Raw genomic sequence first — 22,986 nt, 5'->3', positions numbered from 1 at the left:
ATGGATGTATCTCATATTTTAGACAATCTTAATGAACAACAGCGAGAGGCTGTGACTTCTGAAAAAGAACATTTAATGGTTTTGGCTGGAGCCGGATCTGGAAAAACTAGAGTCTTAGTTCATAAAATAGCTTGGCAAGTAGAGGCCTTGCAAATAAATCCCGCCTCAATAATGGCTGTAACTTTTACAAACAAAGCCGCTATGGAAATGCGTTCAAGAATAGAAGAATTATTACAGGTTCAAATGAGAGATTCTTGGGTTGGAACATTTCATGGGCTATCACATAAACTTCTTAAGAGATTCTATAAAGAGGCAAATCTTAGTAGCGGGTTTACAATTTTAGATAGTGATGATCAATTAAGAATCGTAAAACGAATTTCAAAAGAACTTAATTTAGATGAAGCAACTTGGCCTGCAAGGCAGACTCAATGGCAAATAAACTCATGGAAAGATGACGGCTTAAGATCTAAAGATGTAAACGAAAATGAGGATTATTTTAAAGAGACCATTAAAAAGGTATATATAGAATATGAAGAAGTCTGCAAAAATGATAATCTTGTTGATTTTGGTGAATTGCTTTTAAAATCTTATGAAGTAATCAAAGAAAATGAATTAGTTAAAGAATTTTTTCATTCAAGATTTAAATCTGTTCTCGTAGACGAGTTTCAGGATACAAATACTATTCAATATAAATGGTTGCTTGAAATAACATCGAAGAATGCTTCAATTACTGCCGTTGGAGACGATGACCAGTCTATCTACGGATGGCGAGGGGCAAAAGTAGAAAACGTTGACGATTTCACAAAACACTTTAAAGATACCGAAGTAATAAAGTTAGAACAAAATTATAGATCAACAAACGTGATTCTTGGAGCTGCAAATGCAGTTATCGACAATAATTCAGATAGGCTAGGAAAAAATCTGTGGACAGATAAAAAAGAAGGAGAGGAAATAATTTTGTATCAAGCATACAACGAACAGGATGAGGCGAGATACGTCGCTGATGTTTTAAAAGATTGGATGAATAAAGGCGAGCTTTATAGTGACTCGGCTATCTTATATAGATCAAATGCTCAATCAAGAGCTCTTGAAGAAGCATTATTAAGAATAAACATACCATATAGGATTTATGGTGGATTACGTTTCTACGAAAGAATGGAGATTAAAAATGCAATTGCTTATTTAAAAATTATTTTTAATAATTCTGACAATCCTGCATTTGAGCGCTCAATCTCAAATCCAACTAGAGGGGTTGGGGAGAAGACTTTAAATAAAATAAGGGCTACAGCAAAAAAACATAATATTTCATATATAAAATCGTCTGCAAAATTAATTGATGAAAATTCAATTACTGGAAGAGGCGGCTTAGGACTTAAAAACTATTTAGAATTTATTGCAAACTGCAAAAGCTTTATTGAAGAAAATACTCTATCTTCTCTTATGGAGGAAATTATAAAATCCTCTGGTCTTTATTCGTATCATGCAAAAGAACCTGGAGAAAAAGGTAAAACAAGAGTAGAAAATTTAGAAGAATTAGTTTCAGCTACAAAAAACTTTGAGCAAAGCATAAGAGAAGAAAAAACAAATATAGAAATTGCTGAACAATATTTAGATATGATCTCACTAGATTCTGGAGATAGGCAGGCATCAGAGTATGACGACGCTGCACAATTAATGACTATGCATTCCGCAAAAGGCCTTGAATTTAAAATGGTTATGATTACTGGATTAGAAGAGAGCTTATTTCCCCATGGTAGGTCAATGGAAAATGCATCTCAATTGGAAGAAGAAAGAAGGCTTTGTTATGTTGCTATTACAAGGGCTATGGAAAAACTCTATATTACTCATACTGAATCTAGAAGGCTTCATGGTTCTGATACGTTTAATCCCCCATCAAGATTTATAAGGGAGATTCCAAAAGAATTAATAAATGAGATTAGACCTAGAGCCCAAACCAAGATCCCTTATAATAGAACTGATTTCAAAGAAACAAAAATGGAATTTGAGGAGGAAATAGGTATTGCTCTTGGACAAAAAGTACAGCACAAAAAATTTGGCGAAGGTATTGTTTTAAATTATGAAGGCTCTGGCGATTCTGCAAGAATTCAAGTTAGTTTTGATAATTCTGGAACTAAATGGTTGGTCATGGCATATGCAAATCTAGAGAAAATATGAAGAAGCTTATTTTTTTACCTTTGTTTTTTTTAATCTTTGGATGCTCAAATGAAGAATCTAATCTAAAAGAAGATTCATTAAATATTCAAAAAACCTATAATTGGAGGCTTGTAACCTCATGGCCAAAAAATTATCCTGGCCTAGGTATGGCTCCTGAAAGAATTGCGAATCTTGTAGAAGAAATGAGTAATGGACAGATGAAAATAACTGTTTACGGTGCTGAGGAACAAGTTCCAGCATTTGGAGTTTTTGATGCTGTATCAAGTGGCTCTCATCAAATGGGACATAGCGGCGGTTATTTTTGGAAAGGCAAAGTTCCAGCTGCGCAGTTTTTTACAAGCGTTCCTTTTGGATTAACAGCTGATGAAATAAATGCATGGGTCAATAGAGGTGGAGGATTAGAACTATGGAGAGAAATTTATGCTCCGTTTAATATATATCCAATTCCAGCTGGTAACACTGGAACTCAAATGTTTGGCTGGTTTAACAAAGAAATTAATTCACTTGAAGACATAAAAGGTCTCAAAATGCGTATTCCAGGTATTGGTGGAGAGGTATTAAAAGAGGCTGGAGGAATTCCGGTCACACTTCCGGGTGGTGAGTTATTTACAGCGCTTCAAACAGGAGTAATAGATGCTACAGAATGGGTTGGCCCATATAATGATTTAACATTTGGTTTTCACCAAGCTGCTAAATACTACTATTATCCTGGATGGCACGAACCAGGACCTATGCTTGAACTATTAATTAATATGGATGCTTGGAACTCTTTGCCAAAACATTTACAAGTTATTATTGAAACAGCCTCTAAAGCAGTAAATCAAGACATGCTGGATGAATATTTAGCAAAAAATAATAAAGCACTTACTGAACTAATTGATGTTCATGGAGTTGAGCTAAGAAAGCTGCCTGAAGACGTAATAGAAGAATTTAGAAAGATTTCTAATAGGATTCTTGATGATTTAGCTAAAGAGGACGAAACCATTGCAAAGGTTTATAACTCTTATGTAGAGTTTAAAAATAATGTATCCGCATATCATAAAATTTCGGAAGATGCATTTGTTGAGTCAAGAAATAAGTAGTGCTTAAAGAGTTAACATTCAAATCACTTGGTGTTGTTAATTATCATGAAACTTTAGACTTAATGAAGTCTCATATTAAAAGTAATAATTTCAAGAATGAAATTTGGTTGCTGGAGCATCCTCCAATTTTTACTCTTGGGACAGCTGCAGATGAGAGTCATATTTTAAATGCAAAAGGTATACCTATTTTTCAATCAGACAGAGGTGGAGAAGTTACATATCATGGACCTGGACAGCTAGTTATCTATTTTTTGCTTGATGTAAAGAAATTAGAACTTGGCCCTAAGAGATTAGTTTTGACTTTACAGAATTTTGTAAAAGAATTGCTAGATAAAATATCAATTGATAGCAATTTTGTCGAAGGTGCTCCAGGAGTTTATGTAGGTGAGAAGAAAATTGCCTCTATCGGTCTAAGAATCTCCAAAGGAAAAACCTATCATGGCATTAGTCTTAATGTTGATATGGATTTATTGCCATTCAAACAAATAAATCCTTGTGGTTATGCGGGTCTCGAAGTAACGCAGATAAGAGATTTAAATAAGAACATTTCTAAACTACAATTAGAAGAACTAGTAATAAATTTACTAAAAAATATTTTTTTACAATGGAAATAATACCAACAACAAAAATTATCAACAGAGATGGCATCAAAGCTATTAAGAATGGTCAAAAATTCAATAAATTTTCTGAAATTCCTTCGCCAAAGAAACCTAGTTGGTTAAAAGTTAAAGCTGAATTTAATCCTAATTTTCATAAAGTAAAAGAACAGGTTCAGAGTAAAAAACTTTACACAGTTTGTGAGGAAGCACATTGCCCAAATATTAGTGAGTGTTGGTCGGCAGGGACAGCTACTTTTATGTTGATGGGATCAGTTTGTACAAGAGCATGTAAATTTTGTTCAGTAGATACTGGGAATCCAAATGGCTGGCTTGATAGAGATGAACCAATGAAAACTGCAAAAGCTGTTGAGATAATGAAATTAAAATACGTAGTTTTAACATCTGTAAATAGAGATGATCTTTCAGATGGAGGAGCACAACATTTTGCTGATACTGTAAAACTTATAAAAGAATTTAATCCAAATACGGCGGTAGAAGCCTTAACTCCAGATTTTAAAGGCATAACTTCATCAATTGATACTTTAGTAAATTGTGGATTAGAAGTTTTTGCTCAAAATATTGAAACAGTTGAAAGACTTACACATCAAGTTAGAGATGTTCGAGCAGGGTATAAACAAACACTAGATGTCCTAGCAGAATCAAAGCGCATTAATCCAAAAGTACTTACTAAGACCAGTATTATTCTAGGACTTGGTGAAACAGACCTTGAGATTGAGCAAACAATGGATGATCTGATCACAAATAAAGTTGATATTTTAACTATCGGTCAATACCTAAGACCAACTGTTAATCACCATCCAATTGAAAGGTGGGTTACACCGAAAGAGTTTGAAAAATACAGAGAAATAGGATTAAAAAAAGGTTTTCTTGAAGTGATGTCAGGGCCTATGGTTCGATCAAGCTATAGAGCGGAAAGAGCTTTAGAAAAAAATAATGTTGGCTTGGGGTAATTTTTCTATTAATTTTAGAGTTAATTAAAAAATTTATTCTGCCAGCAAAAGAAGATGAAAATAAATGGGTAAAAAATCCTTTAGTTGATTAAATTATAATTGCTGGGAATATAAGCACTATGCTAAGTATCAATAATTGAATTAATATAAAAGGTATAACACCCCTATATATTTCACTGGTCTGAATTGTCTCATCAGCAACCCCTCTCAAATAGAATAATGAGAACCCAAAAGGGGGTGTTAAAAATGATGTTTGAAGATTGATAGCAAACAGGATAGCCAACCAGACTGGATCAAAACCCATCATTAAAAGTGGAGGAGCTATCAAAGGCACTATAACATAGCAAATTTCTATAAAGTCTAAGATAAAACCTAATAAAAATATTACAAGCAATACAAAAATCAATGCTGTATAGGAACCACCAGGCAGAGAGTTGAATATAAGATCTATTAATTCATCGCCACCAACACCTCTAAAAATTAATGAAAATATTGAAGCACCGATGAGAATAGTAAAAATCATTGTAGATACAACAGCAGTCTTTTCAGATGTTTCTTTGATAAAAGTTAGAGTAATTTTTTTATTTATAAATGTTATTATAAGTGCTCCAAAAGCTCCAATGGCTGCTGCTTCTGTAGGAGTAGCAATCCCAGCAAAAATTGATCCTAGAACAAGAAAAATTAAAGTAATTGGAAGTGCAAGAGTTTTAAGTAAATCTATTTTATTAATGTGTTTTTCATCTGAGTAATTTTTAATATTTAAATTAGTTTTATTTTTATAAATTGTGTAAAAAAGATAACCAAGACAGATCATTATTCCTGGAACAATTGCACCTATAAAAAGATCACCAACTGTAACTGTTTGTTGAGAAAAGATACCCATATTGTTTTGGGCTCTTTGATAGGCATTAGACATAACATCACCCAAGAGAACCAAAGCAATGGATGGAGGTATGATTTGGCCTAACGTTCCTGTTGAGGCAACAAGACCTGCTGAAAAACTTTTTTCATATCCTTGGTTGATAAGAATTGGTAGAGACATAAGCCCAATAGTTACAACAGTTGCTCCAACGATACCTGTGCTAGCTGCTAAGAGAGCTCCAACAATAATAATTGATATTGATAAACCACCTTTTGTCCTCCTAAAAGCAGCCGCCATGTTCTCTAACATTTTTGCTGCGATACCTGACTTTTCTAAAATAGTTCCCATAAAAATAAATAGCGGCACTGCAAGCAAAGTTACATTATTCATAATGCCAAAAATTCTTATGGGTATGCTTTTAAAAATTGTTGGATCAAATATTCCAAATGGGATACAGATTAATGCGAAGAGTAATGATACTCCTGCAAGGGTAAATGCAACAGGATAACCAATTAATAATGTGACACATATTAATAGTAATAAAAGTAGGGGTATTAGTTCCATTTGTTTTTAATAAACTGATAAAAAAGGGTGATTAATAGCGTTATTGGAAATAATGCAATCAAAGTTTTTTGAATATATACAAATCCTAGACCACCTGCCTCAGTAGATACCTCTTTAATCTTCCACGCCATATAAATTAACTCAATTGAGTAATAACTAACAACAAAACATAAAGGCAATAAGAAAAGAAGACTAAGGAAAAAATTTATTTTAGCTTTGTATGAATTTGATGCTTCTCTGTAAAAAATATCAACTCTTACATGTTCATCTTTATATTGAACATATCCAGCACACCCTAAAAAGATTAATGCATGCATATACATTACTAATTCTTGAATGCCAGTCAATCCAATACCTAGGAAATATCTAGCCACAATTATAACTATCATCAATAATGCTATGGTGGGTATCATTAATGATATGAATTTTCCTATAAAATTTATAAATTTTTCCATTTTTAATATTGAATAAGCTTTAATGTATCCTTAGAATACAGACATGATTATAGTACTTTCTCCAGCAAAAACACTTGATTACGAGTTTGAGGCAAGCGGGAGTCATTCTGTGCCGGACTTTTTAAGTCATTCCTCTAAGTTAATTAAACAACTCAAAACCAAAGAACCTAAAGATATTGCTTCTTTAATGGGACTAAGTGATAAATTAGCAGCTTTAAACTATGATAGATATCAGTCATGGACTGCTGCAAAGAAAGTTTCCAAAGACACAAAACCATCTATGTTGGTTTTCAAGGGTGATGTTTACCAAGGCCTTGAGGCTGATACGTTATCAAAAAGTGAAATTTCTTTTGCACAAAAGCATATAAGAATTTTATCTGGCTTATATGGCATTCTTAGACCTTTAGATTTAATGAAACCATATAGACTTGAAATGGGTACAAAGCTAAAAACATCTGAAGGCAAAGATCTGTATGAGTTTTGGGGCGACAAAATTCAAAAAAATATTTTAAACGATTTGAAAAAACACAAGTCTGATCTCATTATTAATCTTGCATCAAAAGAATATTTTTCAGTTCTAGGTAAAATGCCAGAGTATATAAATGTAGTATCACCTACTTTTAAAGATTACAAAAATGGTAAATATAAGATAATTAGTTTTTATGCAAAAAAAGCAAGAGGTACTATGGCTAAATGGGTTATTCAAAACAAGGTAAAAGATTTTGAAGATCTAATTAATTTTGATTTAAATGGTTATAAATACTCAAAAGCAGAATCTACCGCGTCAACTCCAGTTTTTTTAAGAAAAAGTTAGTTATCTGATTCGTTAAATTTTTTAACGCCGACTAATTTATTGAATTCCGCTTCTCTTTTTTCAAAATTTGCAGTCATTGCTTCTGTCATATCTTTTTGACTAAGCATAGCTCCACTCCAAAGAGCGTTATAATCTAAACTATCATTTATTGAATGGTCTCTTGAATAATTCATCACGGCTTTTAGCCCATATATTGCAACGGGCGACTTGGACGCAATTTCTTTTGCAAGTTTATTTGCAGCAACCAGCATTTTTTCCTGATTTTCAAAAGTATCACTTACCAAACCAGAATCTTTTGCCTCTGGAGCATACATTCTTCTGCCAGTGTAAGCCATTTCTCGCATCTTAGAATCCGGTATTATTTTTGGTAGTCTTTGGAGTGTACCAACATCAGCTGCCATTCCAATATTTATCTCTTGTATACAAAAGAATGCATCCTCTGAGGCTAATCTAATATCACATGCAGTGACCATATCAACAGCGCCTCCAATACAGCCACCATGAATTGCTGCAATAACAGGCACTCTAATTTTTTCAATTTGGCTAATATAGCCTTGAAGTTCTTTTGCTACTCTATAAACAGCTTCACCAATTCTAGCGTGGTCAGGTTTATTTTCTTCGGCAATATTTTCAACGCCATTTGAAAAGGCGTTTAAGTCCATACCTGCACAGAAATGCTTGCCAGTAGATGACATCACTAAAGCTCTGATGTCTGAATCTGAATTAATTTCATGCAAAACTTCGCCTAGTTCAACCCAAAAATCTTTAGACATAGTATTTAGTTCATCAGGACGTGAAAAAACTAAATTAGCAATATGTTCAGACTTAGTTAGATCAAAACAAGTATATTTTTTTTTAGTCATGATTTATCAGCTATATCAATAGATTCGTCAACAATATTCCTCATCTTTTCAACGTGTTCAAAAGTTTTATGATGAGATAATACAACTTTTCTCTCTTCACTTAACAAAACCAGCATTTTTTTTAATTTCTGAAGATTTTCTAACAATTCGCTATTCATTTTTTATACTTATGTAATATATAAGCATTATAATGCTCTAAATGTATGAAATCACCTAATCAAAATAAATTTTTTATAATAAATCTTATAATTGTTCTAGTATTTTCATCAGCATATATAGAGACTGAAGATGAATTAGAAAATGTTTTTTCTGTTCATGATCAATCTCTGCTGTCTGTTCTATACATGCAAACATCTGCAGAATTTATAGCAAACAATTTGCAGGTTTATGAAAATGCTGCTAAAGCCATTGATTTAGCTTTGTCTGACAAAAGCTGGTCAGCAGCAATAGAGCAAAATGGTGACTTTTCTAAAAAATTACCAGCTATCATTATTGATGTAGATGAAACTGTTCTTGATAATAGTCCCTATCAAGCAAGAGCAATCAAAGACAATTTTGGTTACCCAAATGGTTGGATTGAGTGGGGATTAGAAGAATCAGCAAGTTCTGTTGCAGGAGCAAAAAAGTTTTTAGATTATGCTAAGTCTAGAGATGTAAAGATTTTTTATGTAACGAACAGAGTTCCAGAATTAAGAGAAGCAACTATAAATAACTTTAAAAAAGTAAACATACCTTTTAATGAAAAAGACGATGTTTTATTTATGAGAGACATAAATAAAGATAAGACTAATAGAAGAATCGCCATAGCAGAAGAACATAGAATTTTGTTACTCATCGGAGACCAACTAACAGACTTTATTTCAATAAAAGAATCAACAAAAGATTTTAATCAAAGAAAAGAAATTGCTACAAAGTATCACGATATGTGGGGTAAAAAATGGTTTATTATCACTAATCCTGTGTATGGGAGATGGGAGGATTCCTTGTATGATTTTGAGAGACCAGATTCCATCAATGAGCTTATTAAAAAAAGAAAAGAGTCACTAAATACTAAATGAAAAAGTATTATCAGTTTAGAGTATTTGCTTTAATTTTTTTAAGCCTAAAAATTTTCGCAAATGACACAGAAATTCTTGAAATAAGCATGGGAAATACTAAAAGTCTAGAAACGAAAATTTTAGATTTTGATTTCGATCTCAAACCTAAAAATATTATTTTTTTAATTGGAGATGGAACTGGATTTAATGCTATTCATTTAGCAAGGCTGCACAAAGGTGGACCATCGCATAAATTAAATATTGATAATTTGCCCTATGTAGGGATTGTTAATAATCATTCAGTTGACAATATTTATACAGATTCTGCAGCTGCCGGCACAGCATTTGCAACAGGCTACAAAACAAATAATAAGATGTTATCTATAACAAAAGATAATAGAAAACTTGAAACAATAACTGAAACCCTAACAAAAAGTGGATACATATTTGGTTTAGTTGCAACTTCTAGTATTACTCATGCTACTCCAGCTGCTTTTTATTCACATGTTGATAGTCGCTACAAAGAAAAAATAATTGCAGATCAATTAGTGAATTCAGATTTTTCAATTGCATTAGGTGGTGGAGAGAAATATTTTAAAATAAAAAATTTATCCAATAATATTAGTTTAATCAAAAATAAAGAAGATTTATTAAGTGATAAAAGTTTAGAATTTGATAGAATTTTAGGTCTTTTTTCGAATGGAGCCATTTATAGATCATCCAACTTACCAACTCAATTAGAAATGACAAAATTTGCTGTTAATTTTTTGTCATTAAAATCAAAGAATGGGTTTTTTTTAATGTCTGAAGGAAGTCAAATAGACTGGGGAGGACATGCAAACGATGCGGATTATATGTTGAGAGAATTTTATGATTTTGATCAAACCATAGGTTATGCAATAGATTATGTAAATAAAAATAAAGATACACTTCTTGTTATAACAACTGATCATGCTACAGGAGGATTAGTTATTCATTCACAGGATGATAAAAACGAAGAGAAAAAAATTTTATACAGCTGGGCAACAAAAAAACATAACATTACAAACGTAGGTGTTTATGCATACGGTCCTGGAGCACATCTTTTTTCTGGAACAATGGATAATACAGATATATATAAAAAAATGCTTGAAGCACTAAACAAATAAAAGCATAGATGGATATCTCAAAAGATTTAATAAAAAAACTTATTTTTCCAGTTGAAAAAACAATAATAGAAACATTCAATCCAATAATGAAAATTTACAAGAGTGGTAAATTTGAAAAGATTAATAAAGAAGATGGTTCACCAGTAACCAAAGCAGATAAATTATCTAATTCTATAATTTTTGATAACTTGCAAAAAATTTCACCTGAAATAGGAATTATCTCTGAAGAAACTTTTGATAATAAAATTTTAGATAAACTACCAATTACATATTGGTTAATTGATCCACTTGATGGAACAAAAGAATTTATTAATAAATCAGATGACTTTACCGTAAATATAGCATTAATTCATAATAAAAAAACAGTCTTTGGTGCTGTAGGAGCTCCGGTATCCGGAAGAATCTGGAATGGCTCAATTTTAAAGAAAAATCAAAATACTGATGAAAATATGGGTAGTAAGTTAAGAATAGTTATGAGCAAATCTCATAAAAATCCTACAGATATTAGATTTCTTGAATATTTAAATGAAAATGATGTCAATTTTTCAATTGTTGAAAAGGGTAGTTCGTTAAAATTGTGTGCTTTATCAGATAATGATGCTGATATTTATCCCAGATTTGGTCCAACATCTGAGTGGGATATTGCAGCCGCGCATGCTGTACTGAATGCTTGTGGCGGAGAAGTTTTGAGATTTAGCGATTTAAGTGAGTTGAGTTATTCAAAGAGAGATTCTATTTTAAATCCTCCTTTTATTGGCATTAGAAATGCTATTATAAGAGAAAAATATTTCAAATTATTAGGCGATTTTAATAAAAAATTGGTATAATTTTACAGATATATTAGTTATGATTATAATTACTTATAAATTTTTTATATAATATGGGTACTGATTTACAACCAATTCACTTAGGAAGTCCAGGTAAAGACATTGAGTCTTACTTAGCTTCTGTGCATTCTATTCCAATACTCAATAAAGAACAGGAAAAAGAATTAGCATTAAAACTTTTCGAGGAAGATGATTTAGATGCCGCAAGACAGTTAGTTATCCATCATTTACGTTTTGTAGTCCACATTGCAAGATCTTATCAAGGCTACGGTCTTCCATTAGCAGATATTATTCAAGAAGGAAATGTCGGGCTCATGAAAGCCGTTGACAAATTTGATCCTCATAAGGGTGTTAAGGTTGTTTCATTTGCAGTGCACTGGATTAAAGCTGAAATACACGAATACATCCTAAGAAATTGGAGACTTGTAAAAATTGCTACCACAAAAGCTCAAAGAAAACTTTTCTTCAATTTAAGAAGTAAAAAGAAAAATTTAGAATGGCTTACAAAAGAAGAAGCAGAAAATATTGCAAAAGATTTAAATGTTGAGGTGAAAGATGTAATTCATATGGAGAATAGACTTTCATCTAATGATGCCTCTTTTGATGCTCCCTCAGGCACTGATGATGATGAAGCAATGTATCCATCACAGTACCTTGAAGATAAAAGATATAATCCAGAGACAATAGTTGCACAGAATGAAGCAGCTGATTTAAATAGCTCGGATCTCAGCGCTGCTTTAAAACAACTCGATGACAGAAGTAGGGATATTCTTCAAAGACGATATTTATCTGATGAAAAAGCAACACTCCATGATCTTGCTGATGAATATAAGGTATCTGCTGAAAGAGTTAGACAAATAGAAAGCGGCGCCCTAAAAAAACTCAAATCTTTTATGGTCGAAGTTGCATAAGACTTGCAACAAACCAAATAATAGAAATACCATTTAAGTTTCATGCGAAACAAATATTTACCATCTTTTGTAAAAAGAAGAGGCAAAATTACCACGGGACAAATAGAAAATTTAAATTCAATATCAAATTATGAGATAAAAAAACCTTTTGATATAGATGCTCATTTGCTTTTATATTCAAAGACTATACTAGAAATAGGATTTGGAAATGGAGAAAATATAATTAAATTAGCAAAAGAAAACCTAAGCAATCTTTATATAGGTTCTGAAGTTTATCTGGCTGGAATAGGGCACTTAATCGGAAATATAAAAAAAGACAATTTATCAAATATAAAAATTATAAATGGTGATGTAAGATGTTTTTTAGAGGAAGTTAAGCAACCTCTTTTTGATGAAATAGTAATAATATGTCCTGATCCATGGCCAAAACTTAAACATCATAAAAGAAGAATGATTAATGATGAATTTTTAAAATTAATATATCCAACAATTAAGGCTAATGGAAATTTATATATTTCAACGGATTGGGAAAATTATGCTGAAAGTATTAATGAAGTTTTAAAAAAATCGAAAATTTTTGTAAATAAAAATTTGGTTTCAAATACTGTATCTATGCCTACTAAATTTCAAAAAAAAGCGATCACCGAAGGTAGAAAAATATTTTCATTTAAAGTTAAAAAGAAATGAATAAGCTTATAATTTTTTTGGTTTTTTTTCTTCTTAATCTTCATGCTGATTCATATTTCGTGACGAAAGTAATCGATGGAGACACTATCGAAGTAAGGCAAGAAAAAAGAAACTATAAAGTTAGACTGTCAGAAATTGACGCGCCTGAGATAAATCAAAGATTTGGAACTGAATCAAAGAATTTTCTAGCCTCTCTTATTTTAAATAAAGAAATAGAATTGATTTATATTACAGAAGATAGGTATGGCAGAATTGTTGCTAAAATTTATAAAGATAACAAAGATATAAATAGATCAATGGTAAGAAGTGGACTTGCTTGGGTATATGATTATTATGTTGAAGACCAATCTTTATATAATGATCAAAATCTAGCAAAAAAAAATTCTTTTAATATTTGGTCAGAAGCTAGTCCTACACCACCCTGGGTTTTCAGAAGAAGTAACTAGCCAAAAATCTTAAATCTTATGTAAATTAAGTTGCTCCATAAAAGATTTTGTAGCAATAGCTCTATGACTTATTTTGTTTTTAATTTCACTATTAAGTGATGCCATAGATCCATCTATATCATTTGGATAAAAGATTTTGTCGTATCCAAAACCACCTTCACCACTTTCTGTAATTTTGACTTTTCCATATATTTTTCCAGTTGAAAAATATGGAATTGGATCTTTAAAATTTCTTATACCAACAAGAGCACATATATAAAATGCTTCAGCCTCTTCCTTATTTAATTTCTTCAACTCATCAATAATTTTTTTTCTATTAGATCCATCAGACGCATTTTGACCAGAGTATCTTGCAGAATAAATTCCTGGTTCAAAATTTAATTCAGGTACGACCAACCCTGAATCATCTGCAATAGAAAATATACCAGAGTGATATGAGGCATTCCTTGCTTTTATTAGAGCATTTTCAAAAAACGTTTTACCATCCTCTATGGCATCCTTGATGCCCAACTCAGATTGAGAAATTATTTCAAAGCCATCAAATATTTTTTTAAATTCTTTTAATTTGCCTTTATTGGACGAAGCAATAACTATTTGTTTATTTTCTTGCAAGTAAATATACCCCCTCTGAGGCATAAAAATTTGGTAACAAAGATGCCAGATAGCCTTTTTTTTGTTGTGAATTTAAAAAAATACTTTTTTCAATTATAAATCCTTCATCCAAACAAAGTTTCTCAAAATCTTTAATAGTACATAAGTGCAGATTCTCAGTTTCATACCAACTTGAAGGCAAATTAGGAGTTACTGGCATCTTTCCAGATGCTAGATTCAGTCTGCATCTCCAGTATCCTAAGTTTGGAAGTGTGACAACACATTTACTTGATAGATTAAGGATTTTTCTCAAAGCAATGTGAGGATTTATAAGACATTGAATCGAACTTGCCATGATAGCAATGTCAAAATCTAATATTTCATAGTCTTGAATACCGCTGTCTATATCTTGTTCTATAACAGATAAGCCTTTCGAAATACATTCTTCTATTTTTTTATGATCTATTTCAACACCGTATCCAGAAATATTTTTTGTATCAACTAAATCTTTTAACAATGATCCATCCCCACAACCAAAATCTATAACTTTGGAATCTTTAGGTATCCAATCTTTTATAAATTTATTTATCAAGTTTGCCATTATGATTCCAGGAATGTTTTAATAATTTTTGTGTATTTTTCTGTGGCAAATAGAAAACTATCGTGACCTTGAGCACCATCTAAACAAATATAAGATGAAGCAATGTTATTTTTCATTGCAGCCATTTGAATTTCTTTTCCTCGCGAAGGAGGATAAAGCCAGTCTGAGTCAAAGCCAATAATTAATAATTTTGCTTCAATTGCTGCTAATGCTTTTTCTAATTTACCATCTGCATCAGATGATGCATCGTAATCATCCATTGCCTTTGTCATTAATATATAAGAATTTGCATCAAAAATATCAGAAAATTTTTCTCCTTTGTATTGTAAATAATTTTCAACTTCGTAATCGACTTCTCCAGCTACTCTTGAATTAACATCTTGAAATTTTCTTCCAAACCTAATATTCATATGTTCTTCAGATAAATATGTGATATGCCCGAGCATTCTTGCAGCTTTTAATCCATTTTTTGGCTTTGTATTGTGCTTGATATAGTCACCATTATGAAAATCTTGATCTTTTCTAATTGATTCCCGAGCTACTTCATTCATAGCTATGTTTTGTGTGCTTGATTTTGCCGCAGCAGCAAATATACCTGCTTTTTTTAGGGATTGAGGATACGAAATTGCCCATTGGAGAGCTTGCATACCACCTAAACTTCCACCTAAAACTAATTCCCATTTATCTATACCTAGGTGATCAGAAAGCATTTTTTGAGATTTCACCCAATCTTTTACAGATACCTGTGGAAAATCTTTTCCGAAAACCTCACTTGTGTCTGGATTGATACTTGTTGGCCCTGATGATCCAGAACACCCACCAAGATTATTGCAGCAAACCACATAATAATTGTTAGTATCTATGGCCTTATCTGGACCAATAATTTGAGTCCACCACCCCTCAACTTCAGCATCATTAATCCCAGCAGCATGATGATTTCCCGAAAAAGCATGACAGACAAGTATTGCATTAGACTTATCTTTGTTAAGTTCACCATAAGTTTCAATTATTAGTTCAAATGTTTGAAGCTCATCCCCAGACTCCAATGTAATTCCCTTATTAAATTTAATTAAATTAGTGGCCACTTTCATATTATTGACCTAAGGATACTGTTTAAGAGAATTTCAAGTTGATTGAATAAAATCAATGCAAATAAGGGAGAAAAATCAAGACCGCCAAATGCAGGAATATATTTTCTAACTGGATCAAGGACTCCTGAGGATATTTCATTTATTAATGCTAAAAGAGGATGATTATTATTCGGTGCCACCCAACTTAAAATAACCGACCCAATAATAGCAAAAAACATGACCCTAAAAATTATTGATATAGTTTTTATCAATGAAACAAGCGCAAGGGTCATTTCATCATATGAAGAACTATAGCTTAAATAAAAACCAGTAAATTTAATTAGAAGGGCAATTAAAAAAATTGTAATTAGCTGACTTGGAAAAATATTAATTTTAGCAATTGGTTTATAAATGTTTACAAAAATTTTCACTATAGGGTTAAAGTAATTGACTTTAAATAGATTGAATACAAAAAGTATTACAAAGAAATAACTTAGCAGATCAAAAATTAAAACAATACTAGAATTCATCACTTATCTCTTTAGATCTTTTTGAAGCAGCATTTATTGCATCATTAAAAATTGAAAGAGCTTTATCATTTATTAATGATTTTATACCAGCTTCCGTAGTGCCTTTTTTTGATGCAACTTTATTTATTAAATCATCCATATTTGCATGATTGCTAACAGACATACTAACTCCATTAATGAAGGTTTTTAAAATTTTTTCAGCCATCTTTTTGTCGCCTTTGCAAATCTTAAGTATCCTTTTTTCATAAACTTTTAACAAATAATAAAAATAAGCAGGACCACTTCCAATCAATCCTGTAAATTCATGCATCTCATTTTCTTTTTCAAAAACTATAACCGACCCAACTTTTTTGAAAATTGTTTTTACTCGAGAAAGTGTCGTATTTTTTGAACTATAATTAAAAATTCCTGTTATTCCATTATTTGAGGCAGATGATGTATTGGGCATTGCTCTAATTAACTCATTTTTATTTGAGATAGTCATATAAGATTTCGACTTGATTCCCGCCACTAATGAAACAATTTTAGGATTTTTAAATTCAGTAGTAATTTCTTTGAATGCATTTAAGGCATCTTTGGGCTTAACAGCCAAAAATATAATTCCAACATCTTTCTTTTGAGATTCCCTAAATTTTGAAATACCCATCTTGTTAGGTATCTTGTGATTTCGAATACTTCTATCTTTAAAAAAAATATCTTCATTATTAAATCCATTATTTAATAAACCTTTTATTAGTGATTGTGAAATATTTCCACATCCGAAAAATAGTATTTTTTTCATTTGACTCTCTTACCAAAAATAAGTTCTCCAATTCTTATCAAATTTGATCCATTCTTTAATGCTATCTCAAAATCTGACGTTGTTCCCATAGATAGAAAAGTTGCTTTAGGATATTTGCTCAATAACTTGTTATGTATTTGCTTACATTCATTCATTATTTTATTTGTCTCAGCTTCGTCTTCCATAATTTTTGGGAGCACCATTATCCCTTTTAAATTGATTTTTTCCAGTGAATTAATCAAATTTGCGTAATCCATTAATTCTTTCGGATCTATTCCATCCTTTGATTCTTCATTTGAAATGTTTATTTGAATTAAACCATTAATCTGTTTTCCAATTTTAATACACTCATTATTGATTTTTTTTATTACTTTTTCTCTACAAAGCGAGTGAATCCAATTGGCATGCGTAGCTACCAATTTTGCTTTGTTTGACTGAATAGGGCCAATAAAATGCCATTTAATAATATTTTTATCAAGTTGTTCTGCCTTTAATTGTAATTCTTGAGCATAATTTTCACCAAAGTTGGTAATGCCAAATTCATTAGCTTTAAGAATATCTTCAATTGGTTTCTTTTTTGATACGGCAACGATTAAGGTTTCATCAATACTAGAATTTTTTGTAACTTTAAGATATAAGGAATCTATATTTGATTTTATATTTACTTGCATATTACTCTAACAGAATTTGTTTCTTCTCTTGGTTCAATTAATTTAATATCAGTATCAAAGTAAAAGTTTGAAAAAAATATTAAAAAAAAAGAACATAATAAAAGACTTCCAATTACTGAAAAGCTTATTTGAGCAGTATTTTTTTTTGACTTAAAGCTGGCTCTAGTATTGCTTAAAGTATTTGATTTTTTATATGTCTTTCTGTTTGCAAAATCTTTCATTTAAACTACATTTTATTCATTGGTTCTATGCCTAATAAATTAAGACCACTTGAAAGTACGTTTTTAACTGCACTTAAACAAAACATTATAGATTTAAGATTATCTTCATTTTCTGAGAGAATTTTGTTGTCGTTGTAATAACTATGAAATTTATGAGCTACGTCTTTTAAATAAAATATTATTAAATGTGGTTGCATCTTATTTGAAGCCCTTAAAACTATAGAAGGGTATTTATAAATTTCATGAATCAATTGATCACAAAAATTATATGAGCCATCTTGAAGTTTTATTAAATCGAAGTCTTTATCTTTAAGCTTGCTCTTGATTTGAAGAGATGAAATTCTTGCATGAGCATATTGAATATAATAAAAAATATTCTCTTTACTGTCTGTTTTGGCTAAATCAAGATCAAAATCAAGGTGTTGATCAGCTTGTTTTGAAAGATAATAAAATCTTGAAGCATCTTTGCCTATCTCGTCAATAAGGTTTGAAAGAGTATAAAACTCACCAGATCTTGTAGACATTTTTATTTTTTTCCCTTCTTTAAAAAGATTTGCAAATTGAACAAGTTGGACACTCATCTGTTCTTTTTTATAACCTAAACCAATAATTGATGATTCAATTCTTTTTATATATCCATGATGGTCTGCTCCCCATATGTTTATAATTTTTGAAAAACCTCTATCTAGTTTGTTTTTGTGATAAGCAACATCAGATGCAAAATATGTTGCTCTATTATCATCTCTTATTAGCACTCTGTTTTTATCATCATTACTTGCTGATGTATTTAACCAAGTAGCACCGTTTTCTTTATAAATTAGAGAATTGCTTTGCAATTTTTTTATTGCATTAGAAATTTCTGAATTAGAATCCATAATGTTTCCTAAATCAGATTCAAAAAACCAATTATCAAAATTTACATTAAATTTACTTAGATCGCTTTTTATCTCGTCTAGAACCTTGTCCAATGAGTACGATTTAACTTCTTCCCATAAGTCCAAATGATTTTTTTTAAAGATTGTAATGATTGCATCTATTTGATCTTCATTGTCACTAGGTAGATTTTTTAAAATTTCTTTAATTTCTATATTTTGTTTTTTATTATTTTTTAAAAATTCGTTTGCTAAAACATTAATATACTTCCCTTTATATGCAACTTCTGGAAAAAAACTCTCAAGCTCTTCTTCATATAATCTTAAAAGAACACTTGCTGACAAAATATCAATCTGTCTCCCTGCATCATTAACATAGTACTCTTTTTGGACTTCGCAACCTGTGGCAGTAAATATTCTGGCCAATGCATCGCCAAAAGCTGCTCCTCTTCCATGTCCAACATGAAGTGGCCCAGTTGGATTTGCAGAGACAAACTCAATTTGAATCTTTTCTTTCTTTCCAACATCAGACTCTCCGAATGTTTTTTTATTAGCCTTATTGATAATAGAAGCAAAATCTTTTCTTTTAAGAAATATATTTATAAATCCTGGACCTGCAGACTCAACTTTTTCAAACTTTTTTAATTTATTAAGTTGTGCACATAAATCTTTTGACAATTCCTTGGGGTTAGCTTTGTGTATGCTACCTAATATCAAGCATATGTTCGATGTGATGTGTCCTTTAGACATATCATCCGTAATAGAAATAGTGTATTTATCTTTTATTGCTTGAATATCTGATTCAGATATACCTTCTATTAAGTTTAGATAAGAATTAATATTGTCTTGAATGATTTTGAACATTTTTCTTATACTCTTCCCACGTAAGCTTCTTTTCTAGTATCAACTTTTACAATTTCACCCTCATTTACAAATAGAGGCACTTGAATGATTACCCCTGTTTCCAATTCAGCTGGTTTAGTTGCACCAGAAACAGTATCGCCTTTTACGCCTGGTTCAGATTTTACGATTTTTAGCTCTACAAACACAGGCGTCTCGATAAGAATAGGAATAGAATCCCAAAGAACTATTTCACACTTCTCTTGACCTATTAACCATTTTTTTGCTTCTGACATCAAAGACGAATCAATTTCAAGTTGTTCATATGATAAAGGATCCATAAAATGCCACGAATTACCATCAGAATACAAAAAATCCATTTCTTTATGATTAACATCTGCGGCATCAACTGACTCGCCAGATTTGAATGTTTTATCATTTGTATTCCCAGTAATAAGATTTTTATATTTTACTCGCATCACTGCTTGACCTTTACCAGGTTTATGAAATTCATGTTCTATAATTGAACATGGTGCGTTATCTACAATAATTTTAGTTCCATTTTTAAATTGATTTGTAGAAATTTTCATATTAATTATTATTTATGTTATTTTAATCTGTGAGATAGAGGTGTGACCATGAAAAAAATGATATTTATTATTGCTATGATAGCAATTGTAGCTTCTTGTGCAAAAACTGGCGAACAAAGTAAATCAATTGAAGACTTAGAGACTTTTTTAGAAAAAGTTGAAAAACAAAATATTGAAGAAGGTCCAATAATTAGTTCAGCATCTTGGATAAGCTCCAATTTTATTACTTATGATTCACAAAAAGTTATTGCTGATTATAGTAAAAGATACTCAATAAATTCTTTAGAAAGAGCAAGAGAAGCATCCCTCTTCAATAATTTTGAAACAACCAAAGATAATAGAAGAAAATTAGCATTACTAAAAAGCTCTTTTGTTATGCCGCCTCCCCTAGATGAAAGTTTAGCTAAAGAGTTATCAGAAATTCAATCAACGCTAAGAGCAATGTATGGAAATGGTGAATACTGTTTTGAAAATAATGAGTGTTTTGATCTCGAAGGCTTTGAAGCAATTATGGACCTATCTAGGAATGAAGATGAATTATTAAGGGCTTGGTCTGGTTGGCATGAAGTAGGTAAGCCAATGAAACCTCTATATTTAAGGATGGTCGAAATTGGAAATAAGGGCTCAATAGATCTTGGTTATGATGGTTTAGATGATTTATGGTTTAGTAAATATGATATGCCAAAAGAAGAATTTTTATCGGAGATTGATAGGGTATTAGATGAAGTGAAACCTCTATATGAAGCACTTCACTGCCACGTTAGAGACTCACTTAATAAAGAATATGGTGATGGAATTGTCTCTAAGACTGGTCCTCTACCAGCCCATATATTAGGTAATATGTGGGGGCAGTCTTGGTCAAATATTTATGATCTTGTTTATAAAAAACCAAATGATAATAATTCAATTGACGTAACAAAAATAATAAATGAAAAAGAAATTGATGAGATAGAAATGGTACAAATTGCTGAGAATTTTTTTCTTTCTATAGGTTTTGATCCTCTGCCTAATACTTTTTGGGACAGATCACTTTTCGTAAAACCTCAGGATAGGTCAGTTGTTTGTCATGCTTCTGCATGGAATTTGGACTCAAAAAATAACGATTTGAGAATTAAAATGTGCATTGAAAAAAATGAAGAGGATTTTTCAACAATTCATCATGAGCTTGGACATATTTTTTATTATCAGGCTTATAATCATTTGCCAACTATATTTCAAGCTGGAGCCAATGATGGTTTCCATGAAGCCTTTGGTGATCTACTCTCTTTATCTGTAACCCCAAATTACCTTGAGCAAATAGGGTTTATTGATATAAATCAAGCCAATAAAGCCAATGAGGATCCTATTGGGTTGCTAATGAAAAAAGCACTTGATGGAGTTGTCATTGTTCCATGGGCAATAATGCTTGATAAATGGCGTGCTGCATTATTTTCTGGAAAAATAGACGAATCAAACTTAAATGAATCTTGGTGGGAACTTCGAGAAAAATATCAAGGAATAGCACCACCAATTGATCGACCAGAGAACTTCTTTGATCCCGGAGCAAAATATCATATTCCAGCCAATACTCCTTATACTAGATATTTTCTTGCTTCAATAATGCAATATCAGTTTCATGAAGCATTATGCAATGCAATCAATTTTGATGGACCCCTTCATGAATGTTCTATATATGATAGTAAAAAAGCTGGGGAAAGAGTTATATCAACAATGGCATTAGGACAAAGCGTTCCATGGCAAGATGCATTCGAAAAATTAACAGGCTCAAGAGAATTAAGTGGAAAATCTATATTAAATTATTATGCTCCCTTAAAGACTTGGTTAGATGAACAAAATCAAAACAGAACATGTGGATGGGAAAAATCATGAAATGGTATTTATATTTTCTTTCGTCTATTGTTGCCTTCCTTATAACAATGGTTATAGCTTATGCAGTTGGTAGTAGAATAGTGTTTATTGCAGTTTTATTGGCATTTTTGATTAGTTGGCTAGCTTATATACCTGCTTATTTATTCCAAACTGAAAAGTTTTATGATTTAACAGGAAGTATTAAATACCTACTTCTAACTTGGTTCATTTATATACTTTCTCATGAACTTTATGGATATAGTAGTGGAAATTTAATATTAGCTTCTCTCATTTCTATTTGGACAATAAGACTAGGTAGTTTTTTATTCATGAGAATTCATAAAGATGGTGAAGATAAAAGATTCAGAACCATTAAAACTTCAGCTTCCCAGTTTTTCTTTACATGGACACTTTCAGGCATGTGGGTATCTCTTTGTTCCATTTGTGCTTGGACTGCAATGGCCAATCCATCTGGAGTAATGATGAATTTAATAACATACATTGGTATTGGTCTATTTATTATTGGATTCTCTATTGAGATAATTGCAGATCATCAAAAAACAGTTTTTAGATCAAACTCAGAAAATAAGAACAAATTTATTACTTCTGGACTTTGGTCGAAATCAAGGCACCCAAATTATTTAGGTGAGATTGTCTTATGGTTTGCTATTGCAGTAATATCTTTTTCATCTCTTAATGGGATGCAATATATTGCACTTATATCACCAATTTTTACATATTTGTTACTTGTTTACATAAGCGGAGTTAGGATGTTGGAGGACAGAGCTAATAAAAAATGGGGGCATCTTGAAGAATATAAAAAATATAGAAAAGAAACCCCAGCCTTATTTTTTAGCCTTAAATAAAAAAAATAATTAAATTAATAATTAACAATATCGATGTATTATAATGATTATTGAGAAAAGTTAG

26 protein-coding genes are annotated in these 22,986 nt (G+C 31.2%); 13 read left to right on the top strand and 13 right to left on the bottom strand.

The window, feature by feature from the left end:
- Genes uvrD through lipA form a run of 4 tightly spaced genes read left to right on the top strand, consistent with a single transcriptional unit; the run spans position 1 to position 4,827 of the window.
- Positions 1–2,175 carry a DNA helicase II gene (gene uvrD / locus M9C80_06155; GenBank protein URQ69516.1) on the top strand — a complete coding sequence of 725 codons (2,175 nt, stop codon included), beginning with the start codon at positions 1–3 and terminating at the stop codon, positions 2,173–2,175.
- Positions 2,172–3,257 carry a TRAP transporter substrate-binding protein gene (locus M9C80_06150; GenBank protein ID URQ69515.1) on the top strand — a complete coding sequence of 362 codons (1,086 nt, stop codon included), beginning with the start codon at positions 2,172–2,174 and terminating at the stop codon, positions 3,255–3,257. The genes uvrD and M9C80_06150 overlap by 4 nt, the downstream gene beginning before the upstream one ends.
- Positions 3,257–3,871 carry a lipoyl(octanoyl) transferase LipB gene (gene lipB, locus M9C80_06145; GenBank protein URQ69514.1) on the top strand — a complete coding sequence of 205 codons (615 nt, stop codon included), beginning with the start codon at positions 3,257–3,259 and terminating at the stop codon, positions 3,869–3,871. Before M9C80_06150 ends, lipB begins: the two co-directional genes overlap by 1 nt.
- A complete protein-coding gene (gene lipA, locus M9C80_06140; GenBank protein URQ69513.1) occupies positions 3,862–4,827 on the top strand; it encodes a lipoyl synthase in 966 nt (321 codons plus the stop codon). The genes lipB and lipA overlap by 10 nt, the downstream gene beginning before the upstream one ends.
- An 88-nt stretch (positions 4,828–4,915) precedes the next feature.
- Here lipA and M9C80_06135 read toward each other — a convergent pair whose 3' ends face one another.
- Together M9C80_06135 and M9C80_06130 are read right to left on the bottom strand one after the other, a co-directional pair.
- The gene (locus M9C80_06135) at positions 4,916–6,253 is read right to left on the bottom strand and encodes a TRAP transporter large permease subunit (protein ID URQ69512.1); all 1,338 of its coding nucleotides are present in this window, start codon (positions 6,251–6,253) and stop codon (positions 4,916–4,918) included.
- Entirely contained in the window at positions 6,244–6,708 is a 465-nt protein-coding gene (locus M9C80_06130; protein URQ69511.1) for a TRAP transporter small permease subunit, read from the bottom strand. The genes M9C80_06135 and M9C80_06130 overlap by 10 nt, the downstream gene beginning before the upstream one ends.
- A 43-nt stretch (positions 6,709–6,751) precedes the next feature.
- On the opposite strand from M9C80_06130, the gene yaaA reads away from it, so the two are divergent.
- Positions 6,752–7,522 (top strand): peroxide stress protein YaaA, encoded by a 771-nt coding sequence (gene yaaA / locus M9C80_06125; GenBank protein URQ69510.1) that lies wholly within the window; start codon positions 6,752–6,754, stop codon positions 7,520–7,522.
- Here the strand turns inward: yaaA and M9C80_06120 are convergent.
- Both M9C80_06120 and M9C80_06115 read right to left on the bottom strand, forming a co-directional pair.
- The gene (locus tag M9C80_06120) at positions 7,519–8,385 is read right to left on the bottom strand and encodes a crotonase/enoyl-CoA hydratase family protein (protein URQ69509.1); all 867 of its coding nucleotides are present in this window, start codon (positions 8,383–8,385) and stop codon (positions 7,519–7,521) included. The two genes, yaaA and M9C80_06120, sit on opposite strands and share 4 nt — an antisense overlap.
- Positions 8,382–8,543, bottom strand: a complete 162-nt coding sequence (locus M9C80_06115) for a hypothetical protein (protein ID URQ69508.1) — start codon at positions 8,541–8,543, stop codon at positions 8,382–8,384. Before M9C80_06115 ends, M9C80_06120 begins: the two co-directional genes overlap by 4 nt.
- Before the next feature lie 45 nt (positions 8,544–8,588).
- On the opposite strand from M9C80_06115, the gene M9C80_06110 reads away from it, so the two are divergent.
- From M9C80_06110 to M9C80_06085, 6 genes are read left to right on the top strand one after another with little or no spacing between them, the layout of a single operon-like run.
- Positions 8,589–9,443 (top strand): hypothetical protein, encoded by an 855-nt coding sequence (locus M9C80_06110; protein URQ69507.1) that lies wholly within the window; start codon positions 8,589–8,591, stop codon positions 9,441–9,443.
- Positions 9,440–10,570 carry an alkaline phosphatase gene (locus tag M9C80_06105; GenBank protein ID URQ69506.1) on the top strand — a complete coding sequence of 377 codons (1,131 nt, stop codon included), beginning with the start codon at positions 9,440–9,442 and terminating at the stop codon, positions 10,568–10,570. Before M9C80_06110 ends, M9C80_06105 begins: the two co-directional genes overlap by 4 nt.
- 8 nt (positions 10,571–10,578) lie before the next feature.
- The gene (locus tag M9C80_06100) at positions 10,579–11,397 is read left to right on the top strand and encodes a 3'(2'),5'-bisphosphate nucleotidase CysQ (protein URQ69505.1); all 819 of its coding nucleotides are present in this window, start codon (positions 10,579–10,581) and stop codon (positions 11,395–11,397) included.
- Positions 11,398–11,450: 53 nt separating this feature from the next.
- Complete coding sequence (gene rpoH / locus M9C80_06095; protein URQ69504.1) at positions 11,451–12,308, top strand: RNA polymerase sigma factor RpoH; 858 nt, start codon at positions 11,451–11,453, stop codon at positions 12,306–12,308.
- Positions 12,309–12,350: 42 nt separating this feature from the next.
- Positions 12,351–12,995, top strand: coding sequence for a tRNA (guanosine(46)-N7)-methyltransferase TrmB (gene trmB, locus M9C80_06090; protein ID URQ69503.1), 645 nt, complete (start codon positions 12,351–12,353; stop codon positions 12,993–12,995).
- Positions 12,992–13,441, top strand: a complete 450-nt coding sequence (locus M9C80_06085; GenBank protein URQ69502.1) for a thermonuclease family protein — start codon at positions 12,992–12,994, stop codon at positions 13,439–13,441. The genes trmB and M9C80_06085 overlap by 4 nt, the downstream gene beginning before the upstream one ends.
- A gap of 9 nt (positions 13,442–13,450) precedes the next feature.
- Here M9C80_06085 and rdgB read toward each other — a convergent pair whose 3' ends face one another.
- The 9 genes from rdgB to efp are packed head-to-tail and all read right to left on the bottom strand — an operon-like array spanning position 13,451 to position 20,208.
- Entirely contained in the window at positions 13,451–14,053 is a 603-nt protein-coding gene (rdgB, locus tag M9C80_06080; GenBank protein URQ69501.1) for an RdgB/HAM1 family non-canonical purine NTP pyrophosphatase, read from the bottom strand.
- Entirely contained in the window at positions 14,040–14,633 is a 594-nt protein-coding gene (gene metW, locus M9C80_06075) for a methionine biosynthesis protein MetW (GenBank protein URQ69500.1), read from the bottom strand. Before metW ends, rdgB begins: the two co-directional genes overlap by 14 nt.
- Complete coding sequence (locus tag M9C80_06070) at positions 14,633–15,724, bottom strand: homoserine O-acetyltransferase (GenBank protein URQ69499.1); 1,092 nt, start codon at positions 15,722–15,724, stop codon at positions 14,633–14,635. The genes metW and M9C80_06070 overlap by 1 nt, the downstream gene beginning before the upstream one ends.
- A complete protein-coding gene (locus M9C80_06065) occupies positions 15,721–16,233 on the bottom strand; it encodes a YggT family protein (protein ID URQ69498.1) in 513 nt (170 codons plus the stop codon). Before M9C80_06065 ends, M9C80_06070 begins: the two co-directional genes overlap by 4 nt.
- Positions 16,223–17,014, bottom strand: a complete 792-nt coding sequence (locus tag M9C80_06060; GenBank protein ID URQ69497.1) for an NAD(P)-binding domain-containing protein — start codon at positions 17,012–17,014, stop codon at positions 16,223–16,225. Before M9C80_06060 ends, M9C80_06065 begins: the two co-directional genes overlap by 11 nt.
- On the bottom strand, positions 17,011–17,685 hold the full coding sequence (locus M9C80_06055; GenBank protein ID URQ69496.1) for a YggS family pyridoxal phosphate-dependent enzyme: 675 nt from the start codon (positions 17,683–17,685) through the stop codon (positions 17,011–17,013). Before M9C80_06055 ends, M9C80_06060 begins: the two co-directional genes overlap by 4 nt.
- Complete coding sequence (locus M9C80_06050) at positions 17,676–17,906, bottom strand: hypothetical protein (protein ID URQ69495.1); 231 nt, start codon at positions 17,904–17,906, stop codon at positions 17,676–17,678. The genes M9C80_06055 and M9C80_06050 overlap by 10 nt, the downstream gene beginning before the upstream one ends.
- A 5-nt stretch (positions 17,907–17,911) precedes the next feature.
- On the bottom strand, positions 17,912–19,642 hold the full coding sequence (gene argS / locus M9C80_06045) for an arginine--tRNA ligase (protein URQ69494.1): 1,731 nt from the start codon (positions 19,640–19,642) through the stop codon (positions 17,912–17,914).
- A 5-nt stretch (positions 19,643–19,647) separates the two neighbouring features.
- Positions 19,648–20,208 (bottom strand): elongation factor P, encoded by a 561-nt coding sequence (efp, locus tag M9C80_06040; protein ID URQ69493.1) that lies wholly within the window; start codon positions 20,206–20,208, stop codon positions 19,648–19,650.
- Between the two features lie 48 nt (positions 20,209–20,256).
- Between efp and M9C80_06035 the strand changes: the two genes are divergently transcribed.
- A complete protein-coding gene (locus M9C80_06035) occupies positions 20,257–22,077 on the top strand; it encodes a M2 family metallopeptidase (protein URQ69492.1) in 1,821 nt (606 codons plus the stop codon).
- Entirely contained in the window at positions 22,074–22,922 is an 849-nt protein-coding gene (locus M9C80_06030) for a DUF1295 domain-containing protein (protein ID URQ69491.1), read from the top strand. The genes M9C80_06035 and M9C80_06030 overlap by 4 nt, the downstream gene beginning before the upstream one ends.
- The last annotated feature ends 64 nt before the right edge of the window (positions 22,923–22,986 follow it).

It is taken from the genome of SAR86 cluster bacterium (genome assembly GCA_023703615.1).
Taxonomy (GTDB): Bacteria; Pseudomonadota; Gammaproteobacteria; order Magnimaribacterales; family D2472; genus MED-G85.
The sequence above is the reverse complement of the archived record's forward strand: the minus strand, read 5'-3'. Positions and strand labels throughout refer to the sequence as shown.

What these genes read in the sequence shown, in the direction of transcription:
- uvrD (URQ69516.1), top strand. Translation starts at nt 1, where the DNA reads ATGGATGTATCTCATATTTTAGACAATCTTAATGAACAACAGCGAGAG.
- M9C80_06150 (URQ69515.1), top strand. Translation starts at nt 2,172, where the DNA reads ATGAAGAAGCTTATTTTTTTACCTTTGTTTTTTTTAATCTTTGGATGC.
- lipA (URQ69513.1), top strand. Translation starts at nt 3,862, where the DNA reads ATGGAAATAATACCAACAACAAAAATTATCAACAGAGATGGCATCAAA.
- M9C80_06135 (URQ69512.1), bottom strand. Translation starts at nt 6,253, where the DNA reads ATGGAACTAATACCCCTACTTTTATTACTATTAATATGTGTCACATTA.
- M9C80_06130 (URQ69511.1), bottom strand. Translation starts at nt 6,708, where the DNA reads ATGGAAAAATTTATAAATTTTATAGGAAAATTCATATCATTAATGATA.
- yaaA (URQ69510.1), top strand. Translation starts at nt 6,752, where the DNA reads ATGATTATAGTACTTTCTCCAGCAAAAACACTTGATTACGAGTTTGAG.
- M9C80_06120 (URQ69509.1), bottom strand. Translation starts at nt 8,385, where the DNA reads ATGACTAAAAAAAAATATACTTGTTTTGATCTAACTAAGTCTGAACAT.
- M9C80_06115 (URQ69508.1), bottom strand. Translation starts at nt 8,543, where the DNA reads ATGAATAGCGAATTGTTAGAAAATCTTCAGAAATTAAAAAAAATGCTG.
- M9C80_06110 (URQ69507.1), top strand. Translation starts at nt 8,589, where the DNA reads ATGAAATCACCTAATCAAAATAAATTTTTTATAATAAATCTTATAATT.
- M9C80_06105 (URQ69506.1), top strand. Translation starts at nt 9,440, where the DNA reads ATGAAAAAGTATTATCAGTTTAGAGTATTTGCTTTAATTTTTTTAAGC.
- M9C80_06100 (URQ69505.1), top strand. Translation starts at nt 10,579, where the DNA reads ATGGATATCTCAAAAGATTTAATAAAAAAACTTATTTTTCCAGTTGAA.
- rpoH (URQ69504.1), top strand. Translation starts at nt 11,451, where the DNA reads ATGGGTACTGATTTACAACCAATTCACTTAGGAAGTCCAGGTAAAGAC.
- trmB (URQ69503.1), top strand. Translation starts at nt 12,351, where the DNA reads ATGCGAAACAAATATTTACCATCTTTTGTAAAAAGAAGAGGCAAAATT.
- M9C80_06085 (URQ69502.1), top strand. Translation starts at nt 12,992, where the DNA reads ATGAATAAGCTTATAATTTTTTTGGTTTTTTTTCTTCTTAATCTTCAT.
- metW (URQ69500.1), bottom strand. Translation starts at nt 14,633, where the DNA reads ATGGCAAACTTGATAAATAAATTTATAAAAGATTGGATACCTAAAGAT.
- M9C80_06070 (URQ69499.1), bottom strand. Translation starts at nt 15,724, where the DNA reads ATGAAAGTGGCCACTAATTTAATTAAATTTAATAAGGGAATTACATTG.
- M9C80_06065 (URQ69498.1), bottom strand. Translation starts at nt 16,233, where the DNA reads ATGAATTCTAGTATTGTTTTAATTTTTGATCTGCTAAGTTATTTCTTT.
- M9C80_06060 (URQ69497.1), bottom strand. Translation starts at nt 17,014, where the DNA reads ATGAAAAAAATACTATTTTTCGGATGTGGAAATATTTCACAATCACTA.
- M9C80_06055 (URQ69496.1), bottom strand. Translation starts at nt 17,685, where the DNA reads ATGCAAGTAAATATAAAATCAAATATAGATTCCTTATATCTTAAAGTT.
- M9C80_06050 (URQ69495.1), bottom strand. Translation starts at nt 17,906, where the DNA reads ATGAAAGATTTTGCAAACAGAAAGACATATAAAAAATCAAATACTTTA.
- argS (URQ69494.1), bottom strand. Translation starts at nt 19,642, where the DNA reads ATGTTCAAAATCATTCAAGACAATATTAATTCTTATCTAAACTTAATA.
- efp (URQ69493.1), bottom strand. Translation starts at nt 20,208, where the DNA reads ATGAAAATTTCTACAAATCAATTTAAAAATGGAACTAAAATTATTGTA.
- M9C80_06035 (URQ69492.1), top strand. Translation starts at nt 20,257, where the DNA reads ATGAAAAAAATGATATTTATTATTGCTATGATAGCAATTGTAGCTTCT.
- M9C80_06030 (URQ69491.1), top strand. Translation starts at nt 22,074, where the DNA reads ATGAAATGGTATTTATATTTTCTTTCGTCTATTGTTGCCTTCCTTATA.